We start from the raw sequence: 19,265 nt of genomic DNA on the forward strand, positions 1-19,265 counted from the left end.
ATCTGTCCGCTTCGACCCTCAGGCCGCCGCTTTCCTCTTCAGCCCGGCGGCGTAACGCATGATCTCCTGCTCGGAGATCTCGTCCCCTTCGAGCACGCCGACGATATGCCCTTCGCGCATCACCACCACCCGGGTGCACAGCCCGATGACCTCGGGCATCTCCGACGAGACGATGATGATCGACCGGCCGTCCCGGGCCAGCGCCGAGATGAAATGATAGATCTGCTGTTTGGTGCCGACATCGATGCCGCGCGTCGGCTCGTCGATGATGATGATGTCTGGCTCGGTCTCCATGACCTTGGCCAGCAGCAGCTTCTGCTGGTTTCCGCCCGACATCCGGCCGGCGACGATATTGCCGTCGCGAACCCGGATGTCGAAGCGCCGCTTGGCTTTTGCCATCGCGGCCGCTTCGCTGCCGGGGCTGAGATAACCTCGGCGAGAATGCCTTCCGAGCGATTGCAGCGTCAGATTGGTGACCATGCCGGAGCGCAGCAGCAGGCCCTTCGACTTGCGGTCCTTGGTCATATAGGCCAGGCCGCAGCGATTGGCGGCATGCACGTCGCCGGAGGGAACGGCGGCCCCCTTGATCACCACCTCGCCCTCGAGACGGCTCCGCAACCCGGCGATCGCTTCCATCAGCTCGGTGCGGCCGGAGCCGATCATGCCGGAAAAACCGATGATCTCGCCCTTGCGCACCTCGAAGCTCGCATCTTTGACATAGCCCGTCGACACCGAGGCGACGCTCAAGACGATCTCCTCGTCGACATCAGGCTCGACCTTGGCGGGATAAAGGCTGGAAAGTTCGCGGCCGACCATCAGCTGCGCGATCGATTCCCCGTCCAGAATGGATGTCGGCGACGTCTTGATCCATTGGCCGTCGCGCAGCACCGTGACACGATCGGTCAATTCCATCACTTCATCGAGCTTATGCGAAACGAAGACGAAGCTGGTGCCCTGATCGCGCAGCTTGCGGACTTGCTTGAACAGCATATTGGTCTCTTCCCGCGACAAGACGGCGGTCGGCTCATCCATGAACACGACCCGCGCGTCGCGGCTGATGGCCTTGGCGATTTCGACCATCTGCTTGTCGGCGATGGACAGCGTGCTGATCAGCGCATTCTCATCGACATGCGAACCGAGCACATCGAGAACCTTGCGTGTCTCCGAGCGCATATATTTGCGGTCGAGCACGCCGAAGCGCGTGACTTCGCGTCCGAGGAAGAGGCTCTCCGTCACCGTCAGGTGTTCGGCGAGGTTGAATTCCTGGTGAATGATGACGATGCCGAGCGCCTCGGCAGCGCCGTTCGGCGGCAGGACGACGGGCTTGCCGTCGAGCAGGATCTCGCCGGAACTCGGCTGTTCGAAACCGGATAACACCTTGACGAGCGTGGATTTGCCGGCGCCGTTTTCACCCATCAACGCATGGATTTCGCCGGCGCGGAGATCGAAATTGACGCTGAAAAGCACCTGCACGCCGCTGAAGGACTTGCATATACGCCTGGCGGACAGCACCACGGGTGCGGTGTCGGCGATCTCCACGGTCATTATGCCCTCCCCCAAGAGCGTCTTGCATCGGCAGAACCTGCCGGCGCCGCTCCATCACCTTGAACTAGCGCACATTCCCATTCTGAAAACCGCTTGCTGTTTTCGGGGTGCTGTGCACTGCGGCTCCCGTCCGCTTTGGAGTTTATGTAAACCTTTACATCAGGCGTGTAAAGGTTTACATGGTGGATTTACGCAGATCCGTTGAAGCCTGCCTTTGACCTGTCGACAAGTCTGTGTAGTGTCGCGGCGAAGACAGCCCAAGGCAGAGCTCAGTGTCGAATTCCACGCCCGCAACAATCGAAGACGTCGCCCGGATCGCCGAGGTCTCCATCGCGACGGTGTCCCGAGCGATCCATATGCCGGAGAAGGTCGCCAACTCCACCCGGCTCAAGGTCAACCAGGCGATCGCCGTCACCGGCTACACCACCAATGCCATGGCCCGCAGCCTGAGGCTCGGCCGTTCCAACATGATCCTCGTGGTGGCGCCCGACATCGGCGACCCCAATTTCTCCAACATTCTCGTCGGGCTGGAAAACGAGGCGCGCGCGCACGGCTACGGTATCCTGATCGGCCATACGCAGAACGACGCCCAGCGCGGGCTCGAATATCTGAAATTCTTGAATTCCAACCAGGCTGCCGGGCTGATCCTGTTCACCGGCATCCTGCCCTTCGGGCATCAGACGATGACGGCGCGGCTGCCGCCGAGTGTCGGCGTTTTCGAGCCCGTCTTCAACGGCGGCATTCCCTATGTCGGCGTCGACGATACCGAAGGGGCGCGAAAGGCGGTGGACCTGCTATTGGCCGAAGGCCATCGCAAGATCGCCTTCATCGGCGATTCGCGCACCCGGCTTGCCTATATCAGGCGCCGTATGGGTTACGATGCCGGTCTCGACGCCGCCGGCATCCCGCCCGATCTGAGGATTGTGCTCGAAGGTGACGGCACGATCGAAAGCGGCCGGCATGCTGTGGAGCAGCTTTTCATGCGCGACACGCTTCCCACCGCCTTCATGTGCGTGAACGATCAGACGGCGATCGGCGTCATGGTCGGCCTCGGGGCGCGCGGCTACGACATTCCGCGTGATTTCTCGGTGACCGGTTTCGACGACGTGCCGCAGGCCGTCTTCATATCCCCGCCGCTGACGACGATCCGCCAGCCGCGGACGGCGATCGGCAAACAGGCGATGGCGCTGCTGCTGGAGCTCCTGTCCGATGGCCAGCCGACCGAGACGGAAATCCTGCTGCGGCCGGATCTCGTGGTTCGAAACTCCGTCTCCGCACCATCGCGCAACTGGTTGAAGCGCTGAACAGAGAGATAGCCGGCGACAAAAATTGTGCCGGCGGCCGATGACCGCCGGCACGTTTGATCAGACGTAACGGTTGACGACGTTTTCGAGCAGTTCCTGCTTGCCGGATCTCGGCTGCGGGTTGACGTCCTTGGTCTCGACCCAGCTCGTGATCTCGTCCAGCGAATATTCGCCGCGGAACAGCTTCTGCGCCTCGGCGGATTCCCAGCCGGCATAACGATCGGCGAGCGGCTGTGACAGAGCCTTGTCCTCGATCATTCTGGCAGCGGCCTTCAGGCCGCGGGCGCAGCAATCCATGCCGCCGATATGGCCGATCAGCAGATCCGCCGGGTCGAGCGACTGGCGGCGAAGCTTCGAGTCGAAGTTGGTGCCGCCGGTCTTGAAGCCGCCGCCTGCCAGAACGTGATAATAGGCGAGCGCCATTTCGGGAACATTGTTCGGGAACTGGTCGGTATCCCAGCCGGACTGGTAGTCGTTGCGGTTCATATCGATCGAGCCGAAGATGCCAAGCGCATTGGCAAGCGCCAGTTCGTGCTCGAAGGAGTGACCGGCCAGGATCGCGTGGCCCTGCTCGATATTGAGCTTCACTTCGTTTTCGAGGCCGTGCTTCTTGAGGAAGCCGTAGACGGTCGCAACGTCGTAATCATACTGGTGCTTGGTCGGCTCCTGCGGCTTCGGCTCGATCAGGATCGTGCCCTTGTAGCCGATCTTGTGCTTGTATTCGACGACGAGGTTGAGGAAGCGCCCGAGCTGGTCGAGCTCCCGCTTGAGATCGGTATTGAGCAGCGTCTCGTAACCTTCGCGGCCGCCCCAGAGCACATAGTTCTCACCGCCGAGCTTCTGCGTCGCGTCGATGCAGGTCTTCACGGTCGCGGCTGCGAAAGCGAAGACATCGGGATCCGGATTGGTCGCAGCACCCGACATGTAACGGCGGTTGGAAAAGAGGTTCGCCGTGCCCCAGAGCAGCTTGGTGCCGGTGGAAGCCTGCTTCTCGGCGAAGTAGTCGACGATCTCGTTGAGGTTTTTGGTGTTCTCAGCGAAATTTTTGCCCTCCGGACGCACGTCGGCATCATGGAAGCAGTAATAGGGCGAGCCAAGCAGCGAGAAGAATTCGAAGGCGACGTCAGCCTTGAGCTTGGCGGCCTTCATCGTGTCCTCGAACCAGGGACGCAGGAAGGTCTGGCCGCCGAAGGGATCGCCGCCCGGCCAGGTGAAGGTGTGCCAATAGGCCACCGCAAAGCGCAGATGGTCCTCCATGCGCTTGCCCATGACGATTTCATCAGGCTGGTAGTAACGGAAGGCCAGCGGATTGGTGCTGTCAGGGCCTTCGTATTTCACTTTTTGGATATCGCCGAAAAATCCGGTGCTCATATTGGGTCTCCTTGGGTTCGTAATTCAGTCTTAGCGTTTGTGCCATCCGGCCCCCTCATCCGACCCTTCGGGCCACCTTCTCCCCGAGGGGAGAAGAGGAATGAGGCGCCGCTGCGAGTATCTTCTCCCCAGCGGGGGTCCGAAGGACGGGTCGAGACGCGTGGCTCGACCCGGTCAGTGCGCAGGCGGATGAGGGGGCCGCTGGCTCCAGTTCTCAATGCGTCAGCGATTTGACCGCCGGATAAACTGCGCGGTAGCGCGTATAGGCATCCTCGTAAGCGCCGCTCAGCGCCGACACCGGCTCGATCGTGCCTGATGTCACCGGCGGCGTGCAGACGGCAATCGGATCGGCACCCGTCGCGGCAATCAGGCCGAGGCGCGCGGCGCCGAAGGCCGCGCCGAAATCGCCATCGGCCGGCAGGTCGACCGGAACGCCGAGCGCCGTGGCGATCGACGCCAGCCAGTAATGCGAGCGCGAACCGCCGCCGATTGCCGTGACACGGGAGATGCCGGTGCCGGCCGAGCGCAGCGCTTCGAGATTGTCGCGGATGGCAAAGGCCACACCTTCGAGCACCGCCTGGGTGAGAACGACACGGCTGCTTTCATGTTCGAGGCCGATGAAGGCGCCGCGGATGACGGCATCATTGTGCGGCGTACGCTCGCCGGACAGATAGGGCAGGAAGGTGACGCCGGTCGGCGCCTTCAACGTCTCGCCGAGCTCACCGGTGAGATCGGCAGCCGACTTGCCGGTGACGCCGGAATGCCAGTTGAGCGCATCGGTGGCCGACAGGATGACACCCATCTGGTGCCAGGTGTTCGGCAGTGCGTGGCAGAAAGCATGCACAGCGCTTTCCGGCTTCGGCAGATAGGTGCCGTTGGCGGCAAAAAGCACGCCCGACGTGCCGAGCGAGACGAAGGCGGCGCCATCGCTGACGGTCCCCATGCCGCAGGCCGATGCGGCATTGTCGCCGGCGCCGCCGGCAACGACGACATCACCTGATATGCCCCATTGCGCCGCCAGTTCGGGCCGCAGCGTACCGGCCTGCTCGGTGCCTTCGACAAGCGCCGGCATCTGCTCCTTGGAAAGATGGGTGGCGGCGAGCAGATCGGCCGACCAGGCGCGTTTGCCGGTGTCGAGCCAGGAGGTGCCGGCCGAATCCGACATTTCGGAAATATAATCGCCGGTCAGCCAAAGACGCAGATAGTCCTTCGGCAGGAGCACCTTGGCGATCCTGGAGAAAATGTCGGGCTCATGCTTCTCGACCCAAGCGAGCTTCGGCGCCGTAAAGCCGGGGAAGACGATATTGCCGGTGAGCGCGCGAAAGCGCGGATCCGCATCGAGGGCCGCAGCCTCGACATGGCTGCGCGTGTCGTTCCAGAGGATGCAGGGGCGCAGCACCTTGTCGGCGGCATCGATCAGCGTCGCGCCATGCATCTGGCCGGAAAGGCCGATGCCCTTGACCGCGGCGAGCTCCTTCGGGTGTTTCGCCTTCAGGCCGGCGACGGCCTCTTCGGTGGCACGTACCCAGTGGGACGGCTCCTGCTCCGACCAGCCGGAATGCGGACGCGAGACGTCGAGCGAACCATTGGCCGAGCCAACGATCTTCTGATCGCCGTCGATCAGCATCGCCTTGACGCCGGAGGTTCCGAGATCGAGACCGAGATACATGGGGTATTCTCCTTTGCCGTTACGGCAGATTGTCTTTCAGGAATATGTCGAGGCGAATGCGCTCCTGCGCTGCGATGACGGCAAGGCCGTCCGCCTTGGCTTTCAATATGCGGATGGCGCTGCGCACTTCATGGCCGGCGTCCTGGTTGAGGATCGCATCGATCGTGTTGTCGATGAGCGCTGCGCGCGTATGGGCGGTCAGTTCATGGGCAATCACCGTCAGCGTCCGGTCGACGGCCTTCTCCTTCAGCGCCCGGATGAGGCCGCGATTGCCGGCGCCGAGGCTGTAGATGCCGACGATGCCGGTATTTCCGAGCGCATCGGCTACCAGCCTGTGGGCGACCTCGGGGTCGTCGCGGCCTTCGAGAACCGGCAGGATCGCAAGATCGGGAAATTCTTCCGCCATCACAGCGGCAAAACCTTCCAGCCGCTCGCGATGGTCGCGCACCAGCATGGAGCCGGCGAGCACGGCGATCTCACCCTTTCGCGGGCCGAGAAAGCGGCCGAGCAGACGGGCCGCCGTCCGGCCGGCCGCGATATTGTCGACGCCGGCATAGTGATGGCGAAGCGATCCGGTGAGATCGGAAACCAGGGTGACGATGGGAAAGCGCTCGCGCACCAGTCTGTCGACGACGGCGCGCACCTCAGGGGCATCGGTCGCGACCATCGCGATGCCGCAAGGCTTTTCGCGGGCAAGCCCTTCGAGCACCGAAACGAGGGCGGCCGGATCGAAGGCCGGGACTTCGACAATGCGGATATCGGTGCGCTCGGCCGGCGAGCGGAGAACTGCCTGGCGGATCTCCGCATTCAGCCCATGCATGAAGGAATTGTCGCTGGCCGGCAGGATGAAGACCAGCGGATAGGTGCGCCCCTTGGCGAGATTGGCGGCGGCGACGTCCCTGATATAACCGAGATCGCGGATTGCGGTCTCGACCTTCTCCCGCGTGACGTGACGCACACCCGGGCGCTGGTTGAGAACCCGGTCGACAGTCGCAAGACTGACCCCGGCGGCGGCGGCGATATCGTGAACAGTTGGCCTCATCATTCCTCCTGACGAGACCCTTAGCGCCAAATTTGATGTACGTAAATCAAAAAATCGAACAAGCCGAGTGGCGCACTGTCTTTCCGGCACGGCCGTCTGCTTCGGACCAAGCCGACCGAGGATTAGATGCTGATGACATAAGGGCTGGAAAACGGCAAATAAAAAGGTCCTCCGGAGAGGACCTTTCCATGGGGCGGCAGGCCGGAGGTCAGTGGCCGCCACCGCCTCCCCCGCCTTGCGGCGCGGGTTTCTTGATCATCGCGACACCGAAGATCATCGCAACGAAAAGCGCGGTCAGGATCAGGAACACGTCGCTGAAGGACAGGATCACCGCCTGCTTGGTGGCGAGGCCGACCATCTGCTTGATCGCGACCGAGGCGCCATCCATGCCGTATGTGTTGAAATTGGCGGTCATGTTGTTCATCTGGTCGATCGCCGCCGGATTGCCCCAGTCCATATTCTCCCGCAGCCGCTCGTAATGCACGTCCTGGCGGTTGGTGAGCACGGTGTTGATGACCGCGAGACCGACGGCGCCGCCGAGGTTTCTGGTCAGGTTGAACAGGCCGGATGCGCCGCGGATGCGCGAGGGCGGCATCGTGCCGAGCGCGATATTGTTGATCGGCACCATGCACATCATCAGCCCGAAACCGCGCAGGATCTGCGGAATGAACAGTTCGTAGAAATCCCAATCCGCCGTCAGATGGATCATGATGTATGTGCCAGCGGCGAAGCTGATGAAACCGATCACCATCATCAGCCGCAGGTCCATCTTCGTCGACAGCCGCCCGGCGATCGGTGCAGTGAAGAACATCGCCAGCCCGGAGACGAACATCGTCTGGCCGATCATCAGCGAATCATAGCCGCGGATGCGGCCGAGATAGACCGGGTAGATATAGGTGAGACCATAGAGGCCGATACCCATGACGAAAGAGAAGATCGAGCCGAAAGAGAAATTCCGGTTCGCAAAGGCCTTGAGATCGACGACGGGGAACTCCACCGTGAAGGCGCGATAGAAGAAGACGATGGCTCCAACGCCCGAGGCGACGGCGGCAATCGCGATGGAACTGTCGTTGAACCAGTCGTTCGAATTGCCCTCTTCGAGCACATATTCCATCGTGCCGAGGAAGATGCCCATCGAGATCAGCCCCCACCAGTCGAACTTCTTGAAGAGCGACAGTTCCGGCTTGTCGAAATCGATGAAGTTCCAGGTGACGATCGTAACGATGATGCCGGGAACGATATTGACGAGGAACAGCCAGTGCCAGGAGAAGGCGTGGCTGAGATAACCGCCGACGGTCGGGCCAATGGTCGGCGCCAGTGTCGCGATCAGGCCGATGATCGGTGAGACGATGCTGCGCTTCGACGCCGGGAAGATCGTGAAGGCGGCCGCGAACACCGACGGGATCATGCCGCCGCCGATGAAGCCTTGAATGGCGCGGTAGACGATCATCTGGTCGATATTCGTCGCCGTCGCGGCAAGCGCGCTCGCCATGGTGAAACCGGCGGCCGAGATCGCAAAGAGATAACGCGTCGAAATGATCCGCGCCAGCGTACCCGAAAGCGGGATCATGATCACCTCAGCGATCAGATAGGCCGTCTGCACCCAGCCGACTTCATCGCTGCCGGCCGAAAGGCCGGCCTGGATTTCGGCGAGCGAGGCCGAGACGATCTGGATGTCGAGGATCGACATGAACATGCCGAGCACCATCGCGAAGAAGGCGATGAGCTTCCTCGGATCCATGTGTTCGTCGGCGTGGGCAGGCGCTGCCGGAATCGTCCCCGCTGTTGCTGTCGCGCTTCCGGCCATCGGAGAACCTCCGCCTTGTCTAAAGGCTTACTTGCTCGGCGCCGTGCGGGTATCGACGTCGACGACGACGCTGAGGCCCGCGCGCAGACGCCCGCTGTCGAGCGCGTCCTGCGGCAGCGCGATGCGCACCGGCACGCGCTGGATCACCTTGGTGAAATTGCCTGTCGCATTTTCCGGCGGCAGCAGCGAGAACACCGAGCCGGACGCCGGCGAGATCGATTCGACGGTGCCGACGACAGGATGGTCGCTATAGGCATCGACATGGACGTTGACCTTCGAGCCCGCAACCAGATGCTGGATCTGCGTTTCCTTGAAGTTGGCGTCGATATAGAGCTCACGCACCGGAACGAGCGCCATCAGGCGCTGGCCGGGCGAAACCAGATCGCCTTCCTGGACCGAGCGGTTGCCGACGATGCCGTCATAAGGCGCCTTGAGCACGGTGAAGGAGAGGTCGCGGGCGGCCTTGTCGCGCGAGATTTCCAATGATCGGACCGAACCTTCGGCCTCCTTGCGCTGCGCCTGGAGGATGGTGATGTTGGCCTGCGCGGCGGTGATATTGGCGTCGCCGCCGGCAAGATTGGCCTTGGCCTGGTCGAGCGCGATGTTGGCGTTGTCGAGATCGGCGGCGGTGCCGACCGACTTCGCCTGCAGCTCGCTCTGGCGCTTCTGGGTAATCTCGGCACCGCGAACGGCCGCTTCGAGTGCCACCTTTTGCGCCCGCGCCTGTACGAGGCTGGCATTGGCGCCTTCGATCTGCGCGTCGATGCGCTGCAGCGAAAGCTGTTCGGTGGCGATCTGGGCCTGCGCCTGATCGAGGGCGTTCTGATAGTCGCCGTTATCAAGCGTGGCAAGCACGTCGCCCGCTTTGACTTCCTGGTTGGCGACCACATTCACCCTAGCGACGTAGCCCGTGACCTTCGGCGATATGGTTGCAATATCGCCCTCGATATAGGCGTCGTCTGTCGACACCATGAAGCGGCCGTTCGTCCACCATTCGTAACCATACCAGCCGCCACCCGCCAGAATGGCGAGAGCGACGATCGGAAGTACCGGGCTGCGGCGCTTCTTCGGAGCTGCAGGTGCAGCGACCGGAGCTGAAGCCGGCGCCGACTGCGCAGGCGCAGACGGCTTTTCCAGGGCTTCCGCCATCGGAGCTTCGGCAACGGTCGCGACTTCGGCCTTTGCCTCTCCGGCTTCGGCGTTTTCGCTGACAATCCGCGCGAAGTTGCTTTTCTGGTTGCTCGACATGACCACTTTACCGATCTTGGAGTAAATAATCGAACTGAACGGTTCGGTTCAGTTGACTTAAACCTGTTTTATCGTCATATCAAGATGTATAGAACCAATCGGTTCGATTTCTTTAAAGAAAATGCGAAACCGTGAACACGGTTAATAGAGATATGACGTTGAAACCCGACCACGCCGCCGTCTTCAGCCCTCCCGTTGGCGGAGGCAGGTTTGCCGCGGGCGAAGACCCGGCCAAGCGCCAGCAGATTCTCGCCGGCGCCAAGCGTGTCTTCATGAAGATGGGCTTCGACGCCGCCAGCATGAACGACGTGACGCGCGAAGCCGGCGTCTCCAAGGGCACGCTCTACGTCTATTTCACCAACAAGGAAGAACTGTTTTCGGCGATGATCGAGGCCGAACGCGCCGCCTTCGTGGCGGCCGTGCGGACAGCCCTTGCCGAACATGACGATCCGGAAGCCGGCCTGTACGAATTCGGGATCAGCTTCGTCACCCATATGACCGATGAAAAGGTCATCAACGCCATGCGCACCGTTCTCGGCGTGCGCGACCGCATGCCGGTGCTCTGTCAACGCTTCTTCAAAGGCCCGGAAAACCTGCGCACCATCATGCGCGATTTCCTCGAACGGCAGATCACCGAAGGCAGGCTCGAGATCGACGATATCGATCTGGCTGCCGGCCAGTTTCTCGACCTCGCCAGCGGCAGTTTCTTCAAGCTCCGTCTGTTCGGAAGCATGGAAGAGCCGCCGCATCGCGACGAAATCGAGCGCGTCATTCGCGGCGCGATCCGGGTCTTCATGGCCGCCTACGGCGCGCGCCGGCACGAGAGCGCCTGATCGCATCCTTGACGGCCGCTCCCGACCGGCCGAAACTCCGCAACAACGATCAAACCCGGCTGCCGGCATTTCTCTAAAAAGGAGCGGTAACCAGGGGAGTAAGGATGAGCGCCATCGCACGGGCGATATGGTTCATAGAGAGCCATTTCGAAAGCGATCTATCGCTGGAAGAGATATCGGAAGCAGCCGGATTGTCGCGTTACCATCTGTCACGCGTCTTCGGGCTCGTCACCGGCCACTCGATCAGCGGCTATATCAGAGGCCGGCGCCTCAGCCGCGCCTTGCCCGCGCTTGTTAGCGGCTCATCCACCATTCTCGAGGTTGCGCTTTGCGCGGGCTACGGCTCGCACGAAGCTTTCACCCGTGCCTTCCGCGACCAGTTCGGCATGACGCCGGATGCGGTGCGCCGGCAGGGGCACGCCCGTAACCTTGTCTTGCTGGAGCCGATCAGAATGGACCCCGCCCACCTCAACGACCTCGAACCGCCCCGCTTCGAAAGCCTTCAGCCGATGCTCTTTGCCGGCCTGCAGGAGATCTACCCCTATGGCGGCAATGCCGCCATTCCCTCGCTCTGGCAGAAGTTCAATGCCCATTTCGGCCATATATCGGGCCAGAAAGGCAACGTCGCCTACGGCATCTGCATGCATATCGACGGCGAAGCGGAGAAATTCCGCTATATGGCCGCGGTCGAGATCTCCGATGCCGGTGATCTGCCGGCGGACTTTGCAACCCTCAAGCTTCCAGGCCAGCGCTACGTCGTCTTCACTCATCGCGGCCATGTCTCCGGCATTCCCGCGACCATGCACCGGATTTTCGGCACATGGTGGCCGACCTCCGGCCTGGAGCACGGCGAGACGCCCGACATGTTCGAACGCTACGACGAGCGCTTCGACCCCTATACCGGCATGGGCATCACCGAAATCTGGTTGCCGATCAAAGCATGACGCCGAAAAGTGTGAGCGGTTTTCTCATGACACCCTGTTCTAGGGAATAAAAGTCACATCGATTGCGTATACCCCCTTGCGGCGCTTGCGTGGCAGGCCGTCGACATTACATTGCGCGCGTCATTCATCATGTGACGCAAAGAGGTATACGCTGATGCAGGAAATCATGACGCTCATTCAGGATCCGGCCGCCTGGGTGGCGCTCATCACGCTGGTGGTGATGGAAGTCGTTCTCGGGATCGACAACCTGATCTTCATTTCCATTCTCACCAACAAATTGCCGCCCGAGCACCGGGAGAGGGCCCGCAAGATCGGCATCGGTCTTGCGCTGGTCATGCGCCTGGCTCTTCTCGGCACCGTCGCCTGGATCGTGCAGTTGACCGAACCGCTGTTTACGGCTTTCGGACACGGCTTCTCCTGGAAGGATCTGATCCTGATCGCCGGCGGCCTGTTCCTCGTCTGGAAAGCCACCAAGGAAATTCACCACACCGTCGACCCGATCGACCATCAGGAGGATTTCATCGCGAAATCCGTCACCACCGGCTTTGCATCGGCGATCGGCCAGATCCTGCTGCTCGACCTCGTCTTCTCGGTCGACAGCATCATCACCGCCGTCGGCATGACGCCGCATCTGCCGATCATGGTGATCGCCGTCATCGCCGCCGTCACCGTCATGCTGGTTGCCGCAAACCCGCTTGCCAACTTCATCGAGAGGAACCCGACGATTGTCATGCTGGCACTCGCCTTTCTGCTGATGATCGGCACGACGCTGATCGCCGAAGGCATGGGCTTCCATGTGCCGAAGGGCTACATCTACGCCGCCATGGCCTTCTCGGCAGCGGTCGAGGTGCTCAACATGATCGCGCGCAACGCCCGCAACCGGAAACGCGACGGCGCCCACTGAGACCGAAGCGGGACGGCGCGCCGCAACCGGTGCGCCGTCCCTCACCGCCCTCGGGCCTTTGCAGACGTGGTTTTTCTTGACGCGCCCGGTTGAATATGGCCTAAGGCCAGCCGAACGGACGATCGGCGGATAGTGCGGGCGGATGCCCTTTTTCGGCCGGTTTGCCGATGAAGATATCTGCATCCTTCGGCCGAACGTCGCTTTCCCCGGAAAGCCGTCCGGCGTTCATTGACGGGCCATACCAATGACAACTTCCGGCGTCCGCGTCCGCATCGCTCCCTCGCCGACCGGCGAGCCGCATGTCGGCACCGCTTACATCGCTCTCTTCAACTACCTTTTCGCCAAGAAGCACGGCGGCGAGTTCATCTTGCGCATCGAGGATACCGACGCGACGCGCTCGACCCCGGAATTCGAGACCAAGGTATTGGACGCCCTGAAATGGTGCGGGCTGGGATGGAAGGAAGGCCCTGATATCGGCGGTCCCTACGGCCCCTACCGCCAGTCCGACCGCAAGCCGATGTACCAGCCTTACGCGGAGGAACTGCTGGACAAGGGCCACGCCTTCCGCTGTTTCTGCACGCCCGCGCGTCTCGAACAGATGCGCGAGGCGCAGCGCGCCGCCGGCAAGCCGCCGAAATATGACGGCCTCTGCCTCAGCCTGACGGCAGAGGAAGTGACCTCGCGCATGGCAGCCGGCGAGACGACCGTCATTCGCATGAAGATCCCGACTGAGGGCTCCTGCGACTTCACCGACGGCGTCTACGGCGATGTCTCCATCCCCTGGGATTCGGTCGACATGCAGGTGCTGATCAAGGCCGACGGCATGCCGACCTATCACATGGCCAACGTCATCGACGACCATCTGATGAAGATCACCCATGTGGCGCGCGGCGAGGAATGGCTGGCTTCGGTGCCGAAGCACATCCTGCTCTATCGCTATTTCGGCTGGGACCAACCGGTCTTCATGCATCTGTCGCTGATGCGCAATGCCGACAAGTCGAAGCTGTCGAAGCGCAAGAACCCGACCTCGATCTCCTATTATTCCGCGCTCGGTTATATCCCCGAGGCACTGATGAACTTTCTCGGCCTGTTCTTCATCCAGATCGCCGAAGGCGAAGAGCTGTTGACGATGGACGAGCTGTCGGAAAAGTTCGACCCGGAAAACCTTTCGAAGGCCGGCGCGATCTTCGACATCCAGAAGCTCGACTGGCTGAACGGCCGCTGGATCCGCGAGAAACTGTCCGAAGAGGAATTCCAGGCGCGGGTGCTCAGCTGGGCGATGGAAAACGACCGCCTGAAGGCGGGTCTCCGCCTGTCGCAGACGCGCATTTCCAAGCTCGGCGAGCTGCCCGATCTCGCTGGCTTCCTGCTGAAGTCCGATCTCGGCCTGCAGCCGTCCGACTTCGCCAAGATCAAGTCTCCGCCGGAGGAGATCCTGGAGATCCTCAACACCGTTCAGCCGGATCTGGAAAAGATTTTGGAATGGAATGTCGAGACGATCGAGGCGGAGCTGCGCGCCATCGCCGACCGCATGGGCAAGAAGCTGAAGGTCGTGGTCTCGCCGCTCTTCGTCGCCGTATCAGGCTCGTCGCGTTCGCTGCCGCTCTTCGATTCCATGGCGATCCTCGGCCGCTCCGTCGTGCGCCAGCGCCTGAAGCTCGCCGCCCAGGCGGTCGCCGCCCTCGTCGGCTCGAAATGACAGCCGAAGCCCTCCCCCTTTGTGGGGAGGGTCAGGCCGAGCCAGCCGCCGCGCTTCGAACCGCGGAACCATTGATTTAGAATTCGTGCCGCATCGATGAGGCGAATGACATGAACGACAAGACCGAAAACACCCTTTCCTCCGACGTGACGGAGGTGCGCGCCCAGAAGCTGAAGCTGCTGCGCGAGCAGATCGGCGACGTCTATCCGGCGCATTTCCACCGGACGCTGACCAATGCCGAGCTTGGCGCCAAGTACGAATCTCTGGAGCCCGACGTCGAGACGCAGGATGTCGTCACCGTCGCCGGCCGCGTCTATTCCTCGCGCAACTCCGGCATGTTCATGGATATCCATGACGCCTCCGGCAAGATCCAGATCTTCAGCCACAAGGACACGACGCCGGAAGAGGCCCGCGCTTTGCTGCCGATGATCGACATCGGCGATATCATCGGCGTCACCGGCATCGTGCGCCGCACCAAGCGCGGCGAGCTGACGATCAACGCCCAGAAGATCGAGATGCTGACCAAGTCGCTGCTGCCGATGCCCGAGAAGTGGCACGGCCTCTCCGACATCGAGCTGCGGTATCGCAAGCGCCATCTCGACATTATGACCAACGAGGATTCGAAGCTTCGCTTCCAGCAGCGCTCGAAGATCGTCTCCGGCATCCGCCGCTTCATGGAGAATGACGGCTTCATGGAAGTCGAGACGCCGATGCTGCAATCGATCTATGGCGGCGCCACCGCCGAGCCGTTCAAGACGCATCACAACACGCTGAAGCTCGACATGTATCTGCGCATCGCGCCGGAACTGTTCCTGAAGCGCACGCTGGTCTCCGGTCTTACCGACAAGGTCTTCGAGATCAACCGGAACTTCCGTAACGAAGGCGTCTCCACCCGGCACAATCCCGAATTCACGATGATGGAGTGTTATTGGGCCTATGCCGATTACGAGGACATGATGGACCTCGTCGAGCGGCTGTTCGAAACCCTGGCGCTCTCCATCCATGGCACCACCGAATTCGATTTCGGCGACAAGCAGCTGTCCTTCAAGGGTCCGTTCAAGCGCGTGCCGATGCCTGATGCCGTCAAGCAGGTGACCGGCATCGATTTCCTTGCGATCAAGACCGACGAGGAAGCGCGCGCCGCCGCCAAGGCTGCCGGCTTCGCTGTCGAGAAGGATTGGACCTGGGGCGAGTGCCTTGCCTTCATCTTCGAGGAAAAGGTTGAATCCACACTGATCCAGCCGTCTCACGTCACGCATTTCCCGAAGGACATCTCACCCTTCGCCAAGGAAGTGCCGGGCGAACCGCGCCTCGTCGAGCGCTTCGAGACCTATTGCAACGCCTGGGAACTCGGCAACGCCTTCTCCGAGCTCAACGATCCCGAAGAGCAGCGCCGCCGCATGGTCGAGCAGCTCGAACAGGCGCATGCCCGCGGCGAAAAGGAAAAGCAGCTGGACGAGGAATTCCTCGACGCGATCGACCAGGGCATGCCGCCGGCGGGTGGCCTCGGCATCGGCGTCGATCGCCTGATCATGCTTCTGACCAACGCCCCGTCGATCCGCGACGTCATCCTCTTCCCGGCCCGCCGCAACAAGGCCGATTGACGGGAATAAACGTCAAAACCAAATAAGCGGAGTGCCGACGGGCGCTCTGCTTTTTTATGCCGTTCGTTCAGTGGGTCTTTGGCGCTTCTGCCGGCGGTTCTTCGGCCGGTGCCTCCGCCGCCACCTCGGCGCCGGCGCCCTCGGCGGCCGGCGCCGCCTCGCTTTCGGGCTCGGCCGGTGCTGCGCCATGTGCGCCGCCTGCGGCCTTCTTGCCCTTTTCCTCACTCTTGGTCGAGCCGACCGCAACCGGGTCGACGCAATCCTCGGGATCCTTGAAACCGGCGCTGATCATGGCGATCTCATCCACCGGCAGATCGATCCGCTCGCCGAAGAACAGCCCGTTTTCACTGGCCCTGCCGTCATAGTAGCGCGCGGTATAGGACTTGTCGTCGAGGCCGGGAACGGTCTTGTCGGGATGCGGGATATAGACGACATCGGCGCCGATCGCCCGGCCGCGAATGTCGGCGCGCAAGGTCGGGCCGTTCTCGTCGAGCACCACCACCTGGACCAGATCCGGCTTCTGCGCAGCATAAACGGCCTGGGCGACACGAAGCGCGGTCCTGACGCGGGTCATCCCGTCGGTTGGTTCGGTCTTGATGTATTTGCGCACCCAGATGTGGTTCTGCTTCCGGATCGTCACCAGATTGACGTCGCTGCATTCGAGCCCGTAGCCACCACCGGCGGCACCGATCAGCCTGTCCTTGCCGACATAAACGGCCGCGCCGCCGGAAACGCCCGCCAGAAGAGCGACTCCACCGATGATGATTGCCAATTTCCGGGAAGGCCGGAACATGCGCAGTAAGGCCTTCACGCCAACTGCTCCGCCATCTGAAACTCCAACGCAGGACAAGTGCTGATAATGCTAAGGAAATGACGTTTCCGAAAGTTTAAGTGAGGGCGCGAAGCCTGCGCCATTTTAAGAAAAGACCAAAAAAGGTCCGCTTTTTTCAGCCGCTTGCCACGGCCTGTTTCGCCATGCTCTAAACGCTGATGGCCTTCACGCTTCGCCAGGTTCAATATTTTGTCGCCGTTGCCGAACAGGGTTCGGTAACGCGCGCCGCGCAGAACCTGTCGATCTCGCAATCCTCGGTGACCGAGGCGCTGAAAGAGCTCGAAACCGACCTCGGCGTTGCGCTCTTCGAGCGCCATCCGCGCGGCCTGACGATTACCCATAACGGCCACCAGTTCCTGCGCCACGCGACGAAGATCCTCGCCTCCGTCTCCGATGCGCGCACCAGCTTCTCCGGCCAGCAAAACGCGCTTTCCGGCACGCTGAACATCGGCGTCACCTCGCTTGTCGCCGGCTATGTGCTCTCCGACCTCCTGGCGCGATACCGGCGCGCCTGCCCGGGCATCGAGGTCAGCGCCATCGAGGACAATGGCGGCTACCTCGAACATCTCCTCGTCGGCGGCGAACTCGACGTCGCCGTCATGGTGATCTCGAACCTGCGCGACCGCATGGCGCTGCAGGCCGAGATCCTCGAAACCTCGCCCTATCGGCTCTGGCTGCCGATGGGCCATCCGCTGGTATCGGCCGACATCATCTCGGTCGCCGATATTGTCCGCGAGCCGCTGATCATGCTGACGGTCGACGAAATCGAGGAGAATACCGGCAAGCTGCTCTCGGCCCTCGGCGCCCGTCCCCATGTCGCCTTCCGCACCCGCTCGGTGGAGGCGGTGCGCAGCCTGGTGGCGACAGGCGCCGGCGTGGCGCTGCTTCCCGATCTCGTCTACCGCCCTTGGTCGCTGGAAGGCGACCGCATCGAAAGCCGCGACGTCTCCGGATCGCTGCCCGTCGTCCAGGTTGGCATGGTCTGGCGCAAGGGCTCCAGCCTGCCGCAGGCGGCACGCGATTTCGTCGGCATCGCCGAAAGTCTGCGCTCCGGCCGCATCCGTTGATATCGGAATTTCCGATAACGCCTTTCTGATAAATGAATTTGCGAAAGCGGCCTTTTCGCGTCACCTTCTTCCTAGGGAACAAACCGCCACGGAAAGTGGCACCAGACCGGGAGACAGATGATGACGCATCTCTTGAAATCCTGCACGGCAGCGCTCGCCTGCCTGAGCTTCGCGACGCAGGTGATTGCCGCCGAGCCGCTGAAGGCGCTCGGCAAGGGCGAAGGAGCGGTCAGCATTGTCGCTTGGGCCGGCTATATCGAACGCGGCGAAACCGACAAGAACTACGACTGGGTGAGCGATTTCGAAAAGGAGACCGGCTGCAAGGTTTCCGTCAAGACCGCCGCCACCTCGGATGAAATGGTATCGCTGATGAACGAGGGCGGCTTCGACCTCGTCACCGCATCGGGCGACGCGTCGCTCCGCCTCATCGCCGGCAAGCGTGTCCAGCCGATCAACACCGATCTGATCCCGAGCTTCAAGACGGTCGACGAGCGCCTGCAGAAAGGTCCGTGGTATACGGTCGGCGACGTGCATTACGGCGTGCCCTATCTCTGGGGGCCGAATGTGCTGATGTATAATACCGATGCCTTCAAGGACAAGGCGCCGACCAGCTGGAATGTCGTCTTCGAGGAGCAGACCCTGCCCGACGGCAAGTCGAACAAGGGCCGCGTCCAGGCCTATGACGGCGCAATCTATATCGCCGACGCCGCCCTGTACCTGATGGCCCACAAGCCGGATCTCGGCATCAAGGACCCTTACGAACTGACCGAAGACCAGTACAAGGCGGCCCTCGACCTGCTGCGCGGCCAGCGCAAGCTCGTCTCCCGCTACTGGCACGATGCGATGATCCAGATCGACGACTTCAAGAATGAAGGCGTCGTCGCCTCCGGCTCCTGGCCTTTCCAGGTCAACCTGCTGCAGGCCGACAAGCAGAAGATCGCCTCCACATTCCCGGATGAAGGCGTCACCGGCTGGGCCGACACCACCATGCTGCACGTCGACAGCGAACATCCGAACTGCGCCTATATGTGGATGGAGCATTCGCTGCAGGCCAAGGTCCAGGGCGACGCCGCCGCCTGGTTCGGCGCCGTGCCCTCGGTTCCCGCCGCCTGCAAGGGCAACGAACTGATGGGCGACGCCGGCTGCGCCACCAACGGCTTCGATCACTTCGACAAGATCAAGTTCTGGAAAACCCCGGTCGCCAAATGCACGACGCAGAGCGAATGCGTGCCCTATCATCGCTGGGTGTCGGACTATATCGGCGTGATCGGCGGGCGGTAATTGCGTCAAGCCCCTCACCCTAACCCTCTCCCCGCTTGCGGGGAGAGGGGACGTGCCCTGCGACAAGCCCTGTGAACGAAAGCAGCGCCACGAGTCACCTTCTCCCCGCGAGCGG

General features: G+C 61.9%; 15 protein-coding genes. 8 read left to right on the forward strand and 7 right to left on the reverse strand.

What is annotated here, in order from left to right:
- Window positions 1–18 precede the first annotated feature (18 nt).
- Window positions 19–1,545: a sugar ABC transporter ATP-binding protein gene (locus tag FHX14_RS15630; RefSeq protein WP_179612182.1), complete on the reverse strand. Its 1,527-nt coding sequence runs from the start codon at window positions 1,543–1,545 to the stop codon at window positions 19–21.
- Window positions 1,546–1,817: 272 nt separating this feature from the next.
- Between FHX14_RS15630 and FHX14_RS15635 the strand changes: the two genes are divergently transcribed.
- The gene (locus FHX14_RS15635; protein ID WP_003590203.1) at window positions 1,818–2,849 is read left to right on the forward strand and encodes a LacI family DNA-binding transcriptional regulator; all 1,032 of its coding nucleotides are present in this window, start codon (window positions 1,818–1,820) and stop codon (window positions 2,847–2,849) included.
- A gap of 60 nt (window positions 2,850–2,909) precedes the next feature.
- Here FHX14_RS15635 and xylA read toward each other — a convergent pair whose 3' ends face one another.
- The 5 genes from xylA to FHX14_RS15660 all read right to left on the reverse strand — a co-directional run bounded on the left by xylA (window position 2,910) and on the right by FHX14_RS15660 (window position 9,986).
- Window positions 2,910–4,220, reverse strand: a complete 1,311-nt coding sequence (gene xylA / locus FHX14_RS15640) for a xylose isomerase (protein ID WP_183697024.1) — start codon at window positions 4,218–4,220, stop codon at window positions 2,910–2,912.
- 214 nt (window positions 4,221–4,434) lie between these two features.
- Window positions 4,435–5,889 carry a xylulokinase gene (xylB, locus tag FHX14_RS15645; RefSeq protein WP_184377718.1) on the reverse strand — a complete coding sequence of 485 codons (1,455 nt, stop codon included), beginning with the start codon at window positions 5,887–5,889 and terminating at the stop codon, window positions 4,435–4,437.
- Between the two features lie 19 nt (window positions 5,890–5,908).
- Complete coding sequence (locus FHX14_RS15650; protein WP_183697031.1) at window positions 5,909–6,931, reverse strand: LacI family DNA-binding transcriptional regulator; 1,023 nt, start codon at window positions 6,929–6,931, stop codon at window positions 5,909–5,911.
- Window positions 6,932–7,139: 208 nt separating this feature from the next.
- The gene (locus FHX14_RS15655; RefSeq protein ID WP_003590198.1) at window positions 7,140–8,738 is read right to left on the reverse strand and encodes a DHA2 family efflux MFS transporter permease subunit; all 1,599 of its coding nucleotides are present in this window, start codon (window positions 8,736–8,738) and stop codon (window positions 7,140–7,142) included.
- A gap of 27 nt (window positions 8,739–8,765) precedes the next feature.
- Window positions 8,766–9,986: an HlyD family secretion protein gene (locus FHX14_RS15660; protein WP_184377719.1), complete on the reverse strand. Its 1,221-nt coding sequence runs from the start codon at window positions 9,984–9,986 to the stop codon at window positions 8,766–8,768.
- Window positions 9,987–10,138: 152 nt separating this feature from the next.
- Between FHX14_RS15660 and FHX14_RS15665 the strand changes: the two genes are divergently transcribed.
- The 5 genes from FHX14_RS15665 to lysS all read left to right on the forward strand — a co-directional run bounded on the left by FHX14_RS15665 (window position 10,139) and on the right by lysS (window position 15,970).
- Window positions 10,139–10,819 (forward strand): TetR/AcrR family transcriptional regulator, encoded by a 681-nt coding sequence (locus tag FHX14_RS15665; protein ID WP_003590194.1) that lies wholly within the window; start codon window positions 10,139–10,141, stop codon window positions 10,817–10,819.
- Window positions 10,820–10,923: 104 nt separating this feature from the next.
- Window positions 10,924–11,763: an AraC family transcriptional regulator gene (locus tag FHX14_RS15670; RefSeq protein WP_054184178.1), complete on the forward strand. Its 840-nt coding sequence runs from the start codon at window positions 10,924–10,926 to the stop codon at window positions 11,761–11,763.
- Window positions 11,764–11,917: 154 nt separating this feature from the next.
- Entirely contained in the window at window positions 11,918–12,667 is a 750-nt protein-coding gene (locus FHX14_RS15675; RefSeq protein ID WP_054184177.1) for a TerC family protein, read from the forward strand.
- Window positions 12,668–12,911: 244 nt separating this feature from the next.
- Window positions 12,912–14,366: a glutamate--tRNA ligase gene (gltX, locus tag FHX14_RS15680; RefSeq protein ID WP_184377720.1), complete on the forward strand. Its 1,455-nt coding sequence runs from the start codon at window positions 12,912–12,914 to the stop codon at window positions 14,364–14,366.
- A 110-nt stretch (window positions 14,367–14,476) separates the two neighbouring features.
- Window positions 14,477–15,970, forward strand: a complete 1,494-nt coding sequence (gene lysS, locus FHX14_RS15685) for a lysine--tRNA ligase (protein ID WP_003590188.1) — start codon at window positions 14,477–14,479, stop codon at window positions 15,968–15,970.
- 67 nt (window positions 15,971–16,037) lie between these two features.
- On the opposite strand, the gene FHX14_RS15690 is transcribed toward lysS, so the two are convergent.
- Entirely contained in the window at window positions 16,038–16,781 is a 744-nt protein-coding gene (locus tag FHX14_RS15690; protein WP_184377721.1) for a hypothetical protein, read from the reverse strand.
- Between the two features lie 179 nt (window positions 16,782–16,960).
- On the opposite strand from FHX14_RS15690, the gene FHX14_RS15695 reads away from it, so the two are divergent.
- Both FHX14_RS15695 and FHX14_RS15700 read left to right on the forward strand, forming a co-directional pair.
- Window positions 16,961–17,869 (forward strand): LysR substrate-binding domain-containing protein, encoded by a 909-nt coding sequence (locus FHX14_RS15695; RefSeq protein ID WP_184377722.1) that lies wholly within the window; start codon window positions 16,961–16,963, stop codon window positions 17,867–17,869.
- A 120-nt stretch (window positions 17,870–17,989) separates the two neighbouring features.
- On the forward strand, window positions 17,990–19,150 hold the full coding sequence (locus FHX14_RS15700) for an ABC transporter substrate-binding protein (protein WP_012559005.1): 1,161 nt from the start codon (window positions 17,990–17,992) through the stop codon (window positions 19,148–19,150).
- The last annotated feature ends 115 nt before the right edge of the window (window positions 19,151–19,265 follow it).

The organism is Rhizobium sp. BK619 (assembly GCF_014195245.1).
Taxonomy (GTDB): Bacteria; Pseudomonadota; Alphaproteobacteria; order Rhizobiales; family Rhizobiaceae; genus Rhizobium; species Rhizobium acidisoli.